Here is a 13630-nt window from a genome sequence, read left to right on the forward strand (position 1 = left end):
CGTCACCGCCTCCCGGTGGTCAGCTGCCGGCCGATCTCCTGGGAGGTGGTGGCGCGCAGCTGGAGCCGGACGTCCTCGGGCAGGGTCTCGAAGCGGGCCCGCAGCAGCCGGCAGCCGTCGGGCCGGCGGCGCACGTCGAGCACCCGGCTGCGCAGCTCGGTGCGGGCGCCCCCGAGCACCAGCGCGAGGGTGACCAGCTCGCCGACCTCGGCGAAGGGCTGGGTGGCGTCGCCGAACCCGGTGGTGGGCGGCGCGGCGAACAGGGCCCGCAGGCCGCCCTCGCTGATGTCGGTGGTCGCGCCCAGCACCATCCCGAGCGGGGTCAGCAGGCCCACCGGGACCTCCATCTCCACCCGGGGCGTGGCGCGCCGGTCGCCCACGGAGGCGGCGTCGGTCGGGTGCAGCACCCAGACCGGGTGCGGGCCGCCGCGCACGTCGGCGACGGCGTGCGGGCGGTAGCGGACCGTGCCGTCGGCCATCGTCCACCAGACCAGGACGGCGACGCCCAGGCCCAGCCGCACCCGCCGGCCCTCCGCGTCGGTGCCGACGGCCAGCACCAGCTCCTCGTCGGCGCTGTCCTCGACCCGGGTCACGGCGTGGGCCGGGCCCTGGACGGCGACGACCTCGACCTGGTCGCCGATGGGCGGCCGGTCGCCGACGGTGGACGTGTCGGGCACAGGCAGCCTCCTCTCGTGGGCGGACAGGTCGTGCACGCGGTATCGGCAGCTCCTGCGCCAACTCGCCTCGAAACCTCCACCACCGGGCCCGGTACCCTCGCCCCCGTGCCGCGCGTGGTCGTCGACGTCGTCCTCAAGCCCGAGATCTCCGACCCCCAGGGGCAGGCCGTCCTCGGCGCCCTCGGCCGGTTGGGCCACACGGGGGTGACCGGCGTCCGGCAGGGCAAGCACTTCGTCCTCGACGTCGAGGGCACCCCCGACGAGGCCGAGCTCCGCGAGATCGCCGAGAACCTGCTGGCCAACCCGGTCATCGAGGACGTCGAGCTCCACCTGTCGGAGGACTGAGCCGTGCGCATCGGGGTCGTCACCTTCCCGGGGTCGCTGGACGACGTCGACGCCGCCCGCGCGGTCCGGCTGGCCGGCGGCGAGGTCGTGCCGCTGTGGCACGCCGACGCCGACCTGCCCGCGGTCGACGCCGTCGTCCTGCCCGGCGGGTTCTCCTACGGCGACTACCTGCGCGCCGGCGCCATCGCCGCCCGGCAGCCGCTGATGCGGGCCGTGGTCGACCGGGCGCACGCCGGCATGCCGGTGCTGGGCATCTGCAACGGCTTCCAGGTGCTCTGCGAGGCCGGGCTGCTGCCCGGCGCGCTGACCCGCAACGGCCACCTGCACTTCCGCAACCGCGACCAGGCGCTGCTGGTCGAGCGGGCCGACACCGCGTGGACGTCGTCCTACGCGCAGGGCCAGACCATCGTCGTCCCGGTGAAGAACGGCGAGGGCCGCTACGTCGGGTCCGACGCCGACCTCGACCGGCTCGAGGGCGAGGGCCGGGTCGTGGTGCGCTACGCCGGCGGCAACCCCAACGGCAGCTCCCGCGACATCGCCGGCGTGACCAGCGCCGACGGCCGGGTCGTCGGCCTCATGCCGCACCCCGAGCACGCGGTCGAGGAGCTCACCGGCCCCTCGGTCGACGGCCTCGGCTTCTTCACCAGCGTGCTGGAGGGCGTGCTCTCGTGATCGACACCGTCAGCCACGCGGGGGAGACCCCCGACGAGGAGCAGCCCTACCGCGAGCTGGGCCTGCGCGACGAGGAGTACCTGCGGATCCGGGACATCCTCGGCCGCCGGCCCACCACCGCCGAGCTGGCCATGTACTCGGTGATGTGGAGCGAGCACTGCTCCTACAAGTCCTCCAAGGTGCACCTGCGCACCTTCGGCGACCTGCCCCGCAGCGAGGCGCTGCTGGTCGGCATGGGCGAGAACGCCGGCGTGGTCGACGTCGGCGACGGCTACGCGGTCACCTTCAAGGTCGAGTCGCACAACCACCCCAGCTACGTCGAGCCCTACCAGGGCGCGGCCACCGGCGTGGGCGGCATCGTGCGCGACATCCTCACCATGGGCGCCCGGCCGGTCGCCGTCATGGACTCGCTGCGCTTCGGCCGGGCCGACGCCCCCGACACCGCGCGGGTGCTGCCCGGCGTGGTGGCCGGCGTGGGCGGCTACGGCAACTGCCTGGGCCTGCCCAACATCGGCGGCGAGATCCTGTTCGACGACTGCTACGCCGGCAACCCGCTGGTCAACGCGCTGTGCGTGGGCGTCATGAAGCACGAGGACGTCCGGCTGGCCAAGGCCGAGGGCGTGGGCAACAAGGTCGTGCTCTTCGGTGCCCGCACCGGTGGCGACGGCATCGGCGGCGTCTCGGTGCTGGCCAGCGAGACCTTCGACGAGCACGGCCCGGCCAAGCGGCCGAGCGTGCAGGTCGGCGACCCGTTCACCGAGAAGCTGCTCATCGAGGCGTGCCTGGAGATCTTCGCCGCCGACCTCGTCACCGGCATCCAGGACCTGGGCGGTGCCGGCCTGTCCTGCGCCACCAGCGAGCTGGCCGCGGCCGGCTCGGGCGGCATGCGGATCGACCTGGAGACCGTGCCGCTGCGCGACTCGACGTTGACCGCGGCCGAGATCCTGATGAGCGAGTCGCAGGAGCGCATGTGCGCCATCGTCGAGCCGGCCAAGGTCGAGGAGTTCCTCGCGGTCTGCGCGAAGTGGGACGTGCTGGCCACCGTCATCGGTGAAGTCACCGACGGCGACCGGCTGCTCATCGACTGGCACGGCGAGCGGATCGTCGACGTCCCCCCGCGGACCGTCGCGCACGACGGCCCGGTCTACGAGCGGCCCTACCACCGGCCCGCCGACCTGGACGACCTGCAGGCCGACCTGCCGCCGACCGCCTCGGCCGACCTGCGCGCCGACTGGCTGGCCGTGGTCGGCAGCCCCGACGGCTGCGACAAGTCCTGGGTCACCGAGCAGTACGACCGGTACGTGCAGGGCAACACCGTGCTCGCCCAGCCCGAGGACGCCGGCCTGGTGCGCATCGACGAGACCACGCACCGCGGCATCGCCCTGGCGCTGGACGGCAACGCCCGGTTCGCCCGGCTGGACCCCTACACCGGTGCGCAGCTGAACCTGGCCGAGGCCTACCGCAACGTCGCCGTCTCCGGCGCGGTGCCGCTGGCGGTGACCAACTGCCTGAACTTCGGCTCCCCGGAGGAGCCCGAGGTCATGTGGCAGTTCGCCGAGGCCGTCCGCGGGCTGGCCGACGGCTGCCGCGCGCTGGGCCTGCCGGTCACCGGCGGCAACGTCAGCCTCTACAACCAGACCGGCGACGTCGCGATCAACCCGACCCCGGTCATCGGCGTCCTCGGCGTGCACGACGACGTGCGCACCCGGGTGCGCGGCGGCTGGCGGGCGGCCGGCGAGACCGTGCTGCTGCTGGGGGAGACCCGGCCGGAGTTCGGCGGCTCGGCCTGGGCCGGCGTCGTGCACGGCCACCTCGGCGGGCTGCCGCCGCGGGTGGACCTGGACGCCGAGCGCGCGCTGGCCGGGTTGCTCGCGCACCTGGCCGCCGACGGCGCGGTGACCTCGGCGCACGACCTGGCCGACGGCGGGCTCGCCCAGGCGCTGACGGAGTCGGCGCTGCGGTACGGCACCGGCGCGACCGTGCGGGTCGTGGGCGACACCACGGCGGCGCTGTTCGCCGAGTCGGTGGCCCGCGCCGTCGTCACCACCACCGACCCGGCCGCGGTGCGCGCCGCGGCGGAGGCGGCCGGCGTCCCGGTCACCGAGCTGGGCACCACCGGCGGCGACGCCCTGGTGGTGGAGGGCGTGCTGGAGCTGCCGCTCGCGGAGCTGCGCAGCACCTGGACCCGCACGCTGCCCGACCTGTTCGGCCACCCCGAGGACGTCGTCGGCGCCGTGCCCACCGGAGCGGTCCCCACCAGCTGATGCCGGCGCCCATCCCCGCCGAGGAGCTGCGCGCGGCCGTCGCCGCGTGCCGGCCCTGGCTGGCGGGGGAGGCGGAGAAGCCGGGTCGGGCCGTGCTGGGTGCCGCGGTGAAGACCTCGGCCCGCTGGCTGGCCCAGCAGGTGCCCGGCCGGTCGGTCGAGGTGCGGGTGCCCCCGCACGTGGCGGTGCAGTGCATCGAGGGCCCGCGGCACACCCGCGGCACCCCGCCCAACGTGGTGGAGACCGACGCCGCCACCTGGCTCCGGCTGGTCACCGGGATGCAGACGTGGGAGGACGCCGTGGCCGGCGGGGCGGTGGCGGCCAGCGGCAACCGGGCCGACCTCGCCGCGGTGCTGCCCCTGCGCCCGCTGCGCGACGACCAGCCCTGAGCAGGGGAAGCCCTGCACCCGCCGACGGACCTCGTCAGCGGGTGCAGGGCTTCCCCTGCCTGGTGGAGCGGGTGGATCAGCCGCCGGTGAACAGCGGGGCGGCGGTGATGATCGTGCGGACCAGGCCGTAGACCAGCGGGATGCTGACCAGGAGCCAGGCGAGGACGATCAGCAGGGTCGGGGTGCTGCTGGGCTGGGTGCCGGTGCTGCGCTGGGCCGAGCTCATCGGGCCGCGCTCCTCTCGGGGGTCGGGGTGGTGCCGGCGGCCGCGCCCTTCGGCTCGTGCCACTTGCTGTCGACCGGGCGCACCAGCAGGTTCGCCACGAACCCGACGGCGAGCAGGCCGACCATGATGAACAGCGCGATGCGGTAGTCGGCGGCGACCAGCTCACCCGGGGTGCCCTGGGTGTCCAGCACGCCGTTGACGATCAGCGGCCCGGCCACGCCCGCCGCCGACCACGCGGTCAGCAGCCGGCCGTGGATGGCGCCCACCTGGTAGGTGCCGAAGAGGTCGCGCAGGTAGGCCGGGATGGTGGCGAACCCGCCGCCGTAGAAGCTGATGATGACCGCGGCCAGCAGCACGAACAGCCAGGTAGCCGAGCTGCCGACGGTGGCCAGCGCGACGTAGAGCAGCAGCCCGACGCCGAGGTAGACCATGTAGATCGGCTTGCGGCCGATCTTGTCCGACGTCGAGGACCAGACGAACCGGCCCGCCATGTTGAACAGCGACAGCAGGCCGACGAACCCGGCCCCGGCAGCCGCGGCCACCGTGGAGGCGTCGCCCTCGCGGAAGAAGTCCTGGATCATCGGGCTGGCCTGCTCGAGGATGCCGATCCCGGCAGTGACGTTGCAGAACAGCACGACCCACAGCAGCCAGAACTGCGGGGTCTTGATCGCGTTGGCGGCCGAGACGCTGTCGGTGGTCACCAGCGCCTTCTGCTTGACCGTCGAGGGGTCGAAGCCCTCGGGCTTCCAGTCGTCGGCCGGCACCCGCACGATGAAGGCGCCGAAGAGCATGTAGGCCAGGTAGACGATGCCGAGGGTGACGAACAGCCCGGCGACCGCGCCCCCGCTGGGGGTGGTGGCGGCGGTGCCGTCGTAGGCCGGGTCGTAGAAGCTCATCAGCTGGCGGGACAGCGGGGTGGCGATCAGGGCGCCACCGCCGAAGCCCATGATCGCCATGCCGGTGGCCAGGCCCGGGCGGTCCGGGAACCACTTGATGAGCGTCGACACCGGCGAGATGTAGCCGATGCCCAGGCCGATGCCGCCCAGCACGCCGTAGCCCAGGTAGAGCAGCCACAGCTGGCTGGTCGCGATGCCCAGGGCGCCGACCAGGAAGCCGGCGGACCAGAAGCAGGCGGCGGTGAACATCGCCGCGCGGGGCCCGTTGCGGTCGACCCACGTGCCGAAGACCGCCGCGGACAGGCCGAGCATGACGATGGCGATGGAGAAGACGACGCCGATCGAGGTGAGGCTGGCGTCGAAGTGCGAGACCAGGGCGGTCTTGTAGACGCTGGTCGCGTAGGCCTGCCCGATGCACAGGTGCACCGCCAGGGCGGCCGGTGGGATGAGCCACCGGTTGAAGCCCGGCTTCGCGACGATCCGGTCGCGAGCCAGGAAGCCGGGAACGGCCACGGAGGTCCTCCTGTCCGGGGACGGGCCCCGGGTCTGCTGGGTGCCCGCTGTGTGACGCGGGCCATGCCCGCGCGAGGTTAGTGCGGCACACAACCGTCCGCTCGGCGACCGAGACCAGATCGTCACCCGGCCGGGGGTCCCGTCCGACCCATAGGCTCCGGTGCATGCCGTACGAGGTGCAGGGCGTCGTCGCCCTCAGCAAGGGAGCCCCCGTCAGTCTCGAGACGATCGTCGTCCCCGACCCGGGTCCGGGTGAGGCGGTCGTCGACGTGCAGGCCTGCGGGGTCTGCCACACCGACCTGCACTACCGGGAGGGCGGGATCAACGACGAGTTCCCGTTCCTGCTCGGCCACGAGGCCGCCGGCGTCGTCTCCGCGGTCGGCGAGGGCGTCACCAACGTCGCCGTCGGCGACTACGTGATCCTCAACTGGCGCGCGGTCTGCGGGCAGTGCCGGGCCTGCACCAAGGGCAAGCCCTGGTACTGCTTCAACACCCACAACGCGGCCCAGAGGATGACGTTGAAGGACGGCACCGAGCTCTCCCCGGCGCTGGGCATCGGCGCGTTCGCCGAGAAGACCCTGGTCCACTCCGGCCAGTGCACCAAGGTCGACCCGGCGGCCAAGCCGGAGGCGGCCGGGCTGCTCGGCTGCGGCGTCATGGCCGGCGTGGGTGCCGCCATCAACACCGGAGGCGTGGGCCGCGGCGACACCGTGGCCGTCTTCGGCTGCGGCGGAGTGGGCGACGCCGCGATCGCGGGGGCCAAGCTGGCCGGCGCGGCCAAGGTCATCGCCGTGGACATCGACGACCGCAAGCTCGAGTGGGCCACGGGCCTGGGCGCCACGCACACGGTGAACTCCAAGGAGATCGACGCGGTCGCCGCGATCAAGGAGCTGACCGGCGGCTTCGGCGTCGACGTCGCCATCGACGCCGTCGGCCACCCGGCGGTCTACCAGCAGGCCTTCGACGCCCGCGACCTCGCCGGCACCGTCGTCCTGGTCGGCGTCCCGAACCCGACGATGGAGATCACGCTGCCGCTGATCGACGTCTTCGGCCGCGGCGGCGCGCTGAAGTCCTCGTGGTACGGCGACTGCCTGCCCAGCCGCGACTTCCCGATGCTCGTCGACCTGTACCTGCAGGGCCGGTTCGACCTCGACGCGTTCGTGTCCGAGACGATCGGCATCGGCGACGTCGAGGCCGCGTTCGAGAAGATGCACCACGGCGACGTGCTGCGCTCGGTCGTGGTGTTCGACCAGTGAGCGTCTACATCGACAAGACCGTCGTCAGCGGGGTGTTCAGCCTCGACGGCCAGGACTTCGACGTGGACAACAACGTCTGGCTGGTCGGCGACGAGGAGACCGTCGTGGTCATCGACGCCCCGCACGACGCCGCGCCGATCCTGGAGGCCATCGGCCCCCGCACGCTGGGCGCGATCGTGCTGACCCACGGGCACAACGACCACATCACCGCCGCGGTGGCGCTGCGCGAGGCCACCGGGGCGCCGATCTGGTTCAACCCCGAGGACCGGATGCTGTGGGACGTCGTCCACCCCGACGCGCAGCCCGACCACGACCTGGTCGAGGGCACCACCTTCGACGTCGCCGGCACCCAGCTGGTCGCCATGCACACCCCGGGCCACTCGCCGGGCAGCACCTGCCTCTACGCCCCCGAGCTGGACACCGTCTTCACCGGCGACACCCTGTTCTGCGGCGGCCCGGGTGCGACCGGCCGGTCCTACAGCGACAAGCCGACCATCCTGAACTCCATCCAGGAGCGGCTGCTCACCCTGCCCGGCGACACGGTCGTGAAGACCGGCCACGGCGACGACACCACGGTCGCGGCCGAGGTGGACAACATCCACTGAACGCACGGATCGGTACCTCCGGCTGGAGCTACGACCACTGGGACGGCGTCCTCTACCCACCGGGGACGCCGTCCCGGGACCGGCTGGCCCACTACGTGGCCGAGTTCGACACCGTCGAGCTGAACGCGTCCTTCTACCGCTGGCCGCGCGACGCGACGTTCGCCGGTTGGCGGCAGCGGCTGCCCCCCGGCTTCGCGATCAGCGTCAAGGCCGCCCGCGGCCTGACCCACGCCAAGCGGCTGCACGACCCGGAGACCTGGATCGGCCGGATGGCGTCGGGCTGGCACGAGCTGGCCGACCGCCGCGGCGTGCTGCTGGTGCAGCTGCGCCCGGACCACCAGCGCGACGACGACCGGCTGGCCTGGTTCCTGGCCCACCTGCCGCCGTGGCTGCGGGTGGCGGTCGAGCTGCGGCACCCCACCTGGCAGCACGACGACGTGTTCGACCTGCTCGCCCGGCACGGCGCGGCGTACTGCGTGGTCAGCGGGGCCGGCATCCCCTGCGTGCTGCGGGTGACCGCCCCCTTCGCCTACGTGCGCTGGCACGGCCCCGACCACGAGCACCTCTACGCCGGCTCCTACCCCGACGAGGACCTGCACTGGTGGGCCGACCGCATCCGGGAGTGGGGGAGCACCGAGGTGTTCGGCTACTTCAACAACGACGGCGAGGGCCATGCCGTCCGCAACGCGCGGAGGCTGCGCGAGCTGCTGCGCTGAGCTGCGGGTCACCCTCGTGGTGCTGACGCACCCACCTGCCGCCGGTACCCTCGCACCCGTGCCTCGCGGTGATGGACGGCTGACGCACGACCTCGACCCCCAGGACGCAGGACCCCAGGACGCGTGCGGCGTCTTCGGTGTCTGGGCGCCGGGGGAGGAGGTCGCCAAGCTCAGCTACTTCGGCCTGTACGCCCTGCAGCACCGCGGTCAGGAGGCGGCGGGCATCGCGGTGTCCGACGGCGCCTCCGTCGTGGTCTACAAGGACCTGGGCCTGGTCAGCCAGGTCTTCGACGAGTCGACGCTGTCCAGCCTGCGCGGCTTCCTCGCCGTCGGCCACACCCGGTACTCCACCACCGGCGCGTCGACCTGGGAGAACGCCCAGCCGACGTTCCGCACGACCGGCGGTGGCAGCGGCATCGCGCTGTGCCACAACGGCAACCTGGTGAACACCGCCGAGCTGGCCAGCCGGGCGGCCGACGAGGGCGTCTCGGGGGCCTTCTCGGCCACCACCGACTCCGACATCGTCACCGCGCTCATCGCCGCGAAGCAGGACCTCTCGGTCGAGGCCGCCGCGATGCAGGTGCTGCCCACCCTGCGCGGCGCGTTCAGCTTCACCTTCATGGACGAGACCACCCTCTACGCCGCCCGCGACGCCCAGGGCGTGCGCCCGCTGGTGCTGGGCCGGCTCGAGCGCGGCTGGGTCGTGGCCAGCGAGACGGCGGCGCTGGACATCGTCGGCGCCTCCTTCGTCCGCGAGGTCGAGCCCGGTGAGCTCATCGCCATCGACGAGGACGGCCTGCGCTCCCAGCACTTCGCCCCGGCCGAGCCCAAGGGCTGCGTGTTCGAGTACGTCTACCTGGCCCGCCCCGACACCACGATCTCCGGCCGCGGGGTGCACGCCGCCCGCGTGGAGATCGGTCGCCGGTTGGCCCGGGAGCACGCCGTGGAGGCCGACCTGGTCATCCCGGTGCCCGAGTCGGGCACACCGGCCGCGGTCGGCTACGCCGAGGCGTCGGGCATCCCCTACGGCCTGGGCCTGGTGAAGAACTCCTACGTGGGCCGCACCTTCATCCAGCCTTCGCAGACCATCCGGCAGCTGGGCATCCGGCTCAAGCTCAACCCGCTGCGCGACGTCATCCGCGGCAAGCGCCTGGTCGTGGTCGACGACTCGATCGTGCGCGGCAACACCCAGCGGGCGCTGGTGCGCATGCTGCGCGAGGCCGGCGCGGTCGAGGTGCACGTGCGCATCGCCTCGCCGCCGGTGAAGTGGCCCTGCTTCTACGGCATCGACTTCGCCTCCCGGGCCGAGCTGGTCGCCAACGGCCTGGACGTCGACGGCGTGCGCGCCTCGATCAACGCCGACTCCCTGGGCTACGTCAGCGAGGCGGGCATGGTCGCCGCGACCGAGCAGCCGGCCAGCCGGCTGTGCTCGGCGTGCTTCACCGGTGAGTACCCGATCCCGCTGGGCGAGCCCGAGGTGCTGGGCAAGCACGTGCTCGAGGGGATCACCAAGCGCACGCTGCCGGTCATCGACGACGTCGACCGCGAGGCCGCCCGCGCGGTCAGCGGCTGGACCGGCCAGCAGGCCGGCAGCCCGAGCGTGGCCGGTGGCGCCGACGACGCCCTGACCCGCCCGTGACCGGGGGCTTCACCTACGCCGCGTCCGGCGTCGACATCGACGCCGGCGAGCGGGCGGTGGCGCTGATGAAGGGCGCCGTGGAGGCCACCAACCGGCCCGAGGTGGTCGGCGGGCTCGGCGGGTTCGCCGGCCTGTTCGCCCTCGACGTGCAGAAGTACCGCCGTCCGCTGCTGGCGTCCTCCACCGACGGCGTCGGCACCAAGATCGCGCTGGCCCGGCAGCTGGACCGGCACGGCACGGTCGGGATCGACCTGGTCGCCATGTGCGTGGACGACCTGGTGGCCTGCGGGGCCGAGCCCCTGTTCCTGCAGGACTACGTCGCGTGCGGCACCGTCGTCCCCGAGCGGATCGCGGCCATCGTCACCGGCATCGCCGAGGGCTGCCGGCTGGCCGGGGCCTCCCTGGTCGGCGGGGAGACCGCCGAGCACGGCGACCTCATGGGGCCCGACGACTACGACCTGGCCGCCACCGCGGTCGGGGTGGTCGAGGCCGACGCGGTGCTCGGCCCCGAGCGGGTGCGCGCGGGCGACGTCGTCGTGGCCATGGCGTCCTCGGGCTTCCACTCCAACGGCTACTCCCTGGTCCGCCGGGTCGTCGCCGAGGCCGGCCTGGACCTGCACGCCACCCCGGCGGGGCTGGACCGCGAGCTGGGCACCGAGCTGCTGGAGCCCACCCGCATCTACGCGCTGGACTGCCTGGCGCTGGTCGCCGAGCTCGGCGTGGAGGGCGTGCACGCCTTCGCGCACATCACCGGCGGCGGGCTGGCCGGCAACGCCGCGCGCGTCGTCCCCGACGGCCTGGAGGCCGTGCTGGACCGCGGCACCTGGGCCCTGCCGGCCGCGGTGCAGCTGCTGGAGTCGCACGGCGTGCCGCGCACGGAGTCCGAGCGGGCGTTCAACTGCGGCGTCGGCATGGTCGCCGCCGTCGCCCCCGAGGTGGCCGACCGCGCGGTCGAGCTGCTCACCGGTCGCGGGGTGCCCGCCTGGGTGGCCGGGACCGTGCAGGCCGGTCCGGGCGCCTCCGCCCGGCTGGTCGGCTCCTACCGCTGAGCAGCACGACAGCACCGCCGTCCCGGGGGACGGCGGTGCTCGTGGTGGTGCGGTCCAGCAGAGGGTCGACGACCCCGGTCAGCGGCTGGCGACCCAGCCGTCGTCCGCGTCGTCGTCGTCGTCGATCCATCGCGAGGCGATGTCGTCCTCGTCGTCGTCCTTGACCGCCTTCGCGGTGTAGGACGACGGCTGGCCACCGAGTTCCCGCTGCAGCGCAGTCAGGTCGGTGGAAGGTGAGCTGTACTTGAGCTCACGGGCCACGCGTGTCTGCTTGGCCTTCGCTCGGCCGCGCCCCATGGCTCGACCCCCTCGTGACGGAGTGGCGGCCGTCCAGCACTGGGCTTGGACGGCCCGTGTGGCGACCCCGACTGAGTGATTGTGTCCGGGGACGAGCTTACGTCACGGATCGGAGGTCGGCACACGTCCTCGCCGCGCGTCCCCCGGACGGGCAGGTCAGCGGTCGCGGAGGTGACGCGGGTCTCAGCGGGTGGCGGGCAACCGGATGGTCGACAACCGCCCGACCGACCGCATCCGCTCCTCCGCGAGGCGGTCCGCGGCGACCGCCGGCGAGACGCCCTCGGCGTCGGCGGCGGCGAAGACGCGCAGCGCGACGTCGAAGATGGTGGCGGCCTTGGCCTCGGCGCGGGCGAAGGAGAACCCGTGCCGCTCGTCCTCGACCTGGACCACGCCGCCGGCGTTCACCAGGTAGTCGGGGGCGTAGAGGATGCCGCGGTCGGCCAGCGCCTGCGCGGTGCCGTCGGAGGCGAGCTGGTTGTTGGCGCCGCCGCAGACGATCTCCGCGGGCAGGACGGCGACGGTCTCGTCGTCCAGCGCCCGGCCGAGCGCGCAGGGGGCGTAGACGTCGTGCGGGGTGCGCACGAGCTCGGCGGTGTCGGCCACCGCCCGCACCCCGGGGTGCTTGGCCCGCACCCGCTCGACCGCGGCGGCGTCCACGTCGGTGACGACGACGGAGGCGCCGTCCTCGACCAGGGAGTCGACCAGCCAGGAGCCCACCTTGCCGACCCCGGCCACCGCGACGGTGCGCCCGGCCAGCGTCGGGGCGCCCCAGCGGTGCTGCGCGGCGGCGCGCATGCCCTGGAAGACGCCGAACGCGGTGAGCACCGAGGAGTCGCCGCAGCCGCCGACGGCCAGCGACCGGCCGTGGGCGAACCGGGTCTCCCGGCCCACGACGTCGAGGTCGGCGTTGTAGGTGCCCACGTCGCAGGCGGTCAGGTAGCGGCCGCCCAGGGCCTCGACGAACCGGCCGTAGGCCCGCAGCAGCGCCTCGGTCTTGTCCACCTGGGGGTCGCCGATGATGACGCCCTTGCCGCCGCCGAGGTCGAGGCCGGCCAGGCTGTTCTTGTAGGACATCGCGCGGGACAGGGCCAGCGCGTCGGCGACCGCGGCCTCCTCGGTCGGGTAGGGGAAGAACCGGGTGCCGCCCAGCGCCGGGCCCAGCGCCGTGGAGTGGATCGCGATGACCGCCCGCAACCCGGACTCCCGGTCGTTGCAGAAGACCACCTGTTCGTGCCCGGAGCCGAAGATGTCCACGTCCGGGAGCCTACGAGCCGGGCCCGTGCCACTGTGTGGCCCAGGTCGCAGAGGGAGGATCCACACCATGAGGACCGGCGACGGCGTGCCCGACCCGGTCGCCGGGCTGCGGCTGGACCGCTCCAGCCCGGTCCCGCTGCACCGGCAGGTGGCGCAGTGGCTGGAGGCCGGCATCGCGTCCGGGCGGCTGCCGCCGGGCACCCGGCTGGACAACGAGGTCGCCCTGGCCGACTCCCTGGGGCTGTCCCGGCCGACCCTGCGGCAGGCGATGCGCTACCTGGTCGACAAGGGCCTCATCGTGCGCCGCCGCGGGGCCGGCACCCGGGTCGGCCAGCCGCTGGACCTGCCCGCCCCCGTGCCGGACAGCAGCTACGACGAGCTGCGCCGGGCCCACCAGGAGCCCACCACCCGGGTGCTGTCGCTCACCGCCGGGCCCGCCGACGCCGCCACCGCGCGCACCCTCGCCGTCCCGGCCGGGTCGGCCGTGCTCACCGTCGAGCGGCTGCGGGCCGTGGACGGCGCCCCCATCGCCCGGCTGACCAACTGGCTGCGGGTCGGGCTGCTCGACCTGGACGCCGGCGAGCTCGAGCACACCGGTCTCTACGCGACCATCCGGGACGCCGGGATCGACCTGCACGCCGCCCGGCAGGTCATCGGCGCCCGGCCCGCGACGGCCGCGGAGGCCGAGCTCCTGGGCACCGAGCCGGGCGGGATCCTGCTCACGATGGAGCGCACCACCTACGACCAGCACGGCACGCCCGTGGAGCACGGCCGGCACGTCTACGTGGCGGCGCGGTGGTCCTTCGAGATGAGCCTGCTCACGCCGTGAACC

At 73.8% G+C, this 13630-nt stretch carries 15 protein-coding genes; 10 read left to right on the forward strand and 5 right to left on the reverse strand.

Annotation, left to right across the window (positions count from 1 at the left end; genetic code table 11):
* Positions 1-2: 2 nt before the first annotated feature.
* Positions 3-677, reverse strand: a complete 675-nt coding sequence (locus tag BLT39_RS06465; protein WP_091060697.1) for a PilZ domain-containing protein — start codon at positions 675-677, stop codon at positions 3-5.
* Between the two features lie 105 nt (positions 678-782).
* Here BLT39_RS06465 and purS point away from each other — a divergent pair, with 105 nt between their 5' ends.
* The 4 genes from purS to BLT39_RS06485 are packed head-to-tail and all read left to right on the forward strand — an operon-like array spanning position 783 to position 4347.
* Entirely contained in the window at positions 783-1022 is a 240-nt protein-coding gene (gene purS / locus BLT39_RS06470; protein WP_091060700.1) for a phosphoribosylformylglycinamidine synthase subunit PurS, read from the forward strand.
* Positions 1023-1025: 3 nt separating this feature from the next.
* The gene (gene purQ / locus BLT39_RS06475) at positions 1026-1694 is read left to right on the forward strand and encodes a phosphoribosylformylglycinamidine synthase subunit PurQ (protein ID WP_091060704.1); all 669 of its coding nucleotides are present in this window, start codon (positions 1026-1028) and stop codon (positions 1692-1694) included.
* The gene (gene purL, locus BLT39_RS06480) at positions 1691-3958 is read left to right on the forward strand and encodes a phosphoribosylformylglycinamidine synthase subunit PurL (RefSeq protein WP_091060708.1); all 2268 of its coding nucleotides are present in this window, start codon (positions 1691-1693) and stop codon (positions 3956-3958) included. The genes purQ and purL overlap by 4 nt, the downstream gene beginning before the upstream one ends.
* Positions 3958-4347, forward strand: a complete 390-nt coding sequence (locus tag BLT39_RS06485) for a sterol carrier family protein (RefSeq protein WP_091060712.1) — start codon at positions 3958-3960, stop codon at positions 4345-4347. Before purL ends, BLT39_RS06485 begins: the two co-directional genes overlap by 1 nt.
* A gap of 76 nt (positions 4348-4423) precedes the next feature.
* Here BLT39_RS06485 and BLT39_RS22305 read toward each other — a convergent pair whose 3' ends face one another.
* Together BLT39_RS22305 and BLT39_RS06490 are read right to left on the reverse strand one after the other, a co-directional pair.
* Positions 4424-4573: an MFS transporter small subunit gene (locus BLT39_RS22305; protein WP_165640177.1), complete on the reverse strand. Its 150-nt coding sequence runs from the start codon at positions 4571-4573 to the stop codon at positions 4424-4426.
* Positions 4570-5982: an OFA family MFS transporter gene (locus tag BLT39_RS06490; RefSeq protein WP_091060716.1), complete on the reverse strand. Its 1413-nt coding sequence runs from the start codon at positions 5980-5982 to the stop codon at positions 4570-4572. The genes BLT39_RS22305 and BLT39_RS06490 overlap by 4 nt, the downstream gene beginning before the upstream one ends.
* A gap of 164 nt (positions 5983-6146) precedes the next feature.
* Between BLT39_RS06490 and BLT39_RS06495 the strand changes: the two genes are divergently transcribed.
* The 5 genes from BLT39_RS06495 to purM are packed head-to-tail and all read left to right on the forward strand — an operon-like array spanning position 6147 to position 11247.
* A complete protein-coding gene (locus tag BLT39_RS06495; RefSeq protein ID WP_091060719.1) occupies positions 6147-7238 on the forward strand; it encodes an S-(hydroxymethyl)mycothiol dehydrogenase in 1092 nt (363 codons plus the stop codon).
* A complete protein-coding gene (locus BLT39_RS06500) occupies positions 7235-7843 on the forward strand; it encodes an MBL fold metallo-hydrolase (protein ID WP_091060722.1) in 609 nt (202 codons plus the stop codon). The genes BLT39_RS06495 and BLT39_RS06500 overlap by 4 nt, the downstream gene beginning before the upstream one ends.
* Positions 7844-7851: 8 nt before the next feature.
* Positions 7852-8559, forward strand: a complete 708-nt coding sequence (locus tag BLT39_RS06505) for a DUF72 domain-containing protein (protein ID WP_278246954.1) — start codon at positions 7852-7854, stop codon at positions 8557-8559.
* 58 nt (positions 8560-8617) lie between these two features.
* Positions 8618-10198, forward strand: coding sequence for an amidophosphoribosyltransferase (gene purF / locus BLT39_RS06510; protein ID WP_091060726.1), 1581 nt, complete (start codon positions 8618-8620; stop codon positions 10196-10198).
* A complete protein-coding gene (purM, locus tag BLT39_RS06515; protein WP_091060729.1) occupies positions 10195-11247 on the forward strand; it encodes a phosphoribosylformylglycinamidine cyclo-ligase in 1053 nt (350 codons plus the stop codon). Before purF ends, purM begins: the two co-directional genes overlap by 4 nt.
* Before the next feature lie 78 nt (positions 11248-11325).
* Here the strand turns inward: purM and BLT39_RS06520 are convergent, their stop codons facing one another.
* Positions 11326-11544, reverse strand: a complete 219-nt coding sequence (locus tag BLT39_RS06520; protein ID WP_091060732.1) for a DUF3073 domain-containing protein — start codon at positions 11542-11544, stop codon at positions 11326-11328.
* A 183-nt stretch (positions 11545-11727) separates the two neighbouring features.
* Positions 11728-12798, reverse strand: a complete 1071-nt coding sequence (locus tag BLT39_RS06525) for a Glu/Leu/Phe/Val family dehydrogenase (protein ID WP_207507668.1) — start codon at positions 12796-12798, stop codon at positions 11728-11730.
* Positions 12799-12865: 67 nt separating this feature from the next.
* Between BLT39_RS06525 and BLT39_RS06530 the strand changes: the two genes are divergently transcribed.
* Positions 12866-13627 (forward strand): GntR family transcriptional regulator, encoded by a 762-nt coding sequence (locus BLT39_RS06530; protein ID WP_207507669.1) that lies wholly within the window; start codon positions 12866-12868, stop codon positions 13625-13627.
* Positions 13628-13630: the final 3 nt, after the last annotated feature.

The sequence above is a fragment of the Klenkia brasiliensis genome, assembly GCF_900100695.1.
GTDB lineage: Bacteria > Actinomycetota > Actinomycetes > Mycobacteriales > Geodermatophilaceae > Klenkia > Klenkia brasiliensis.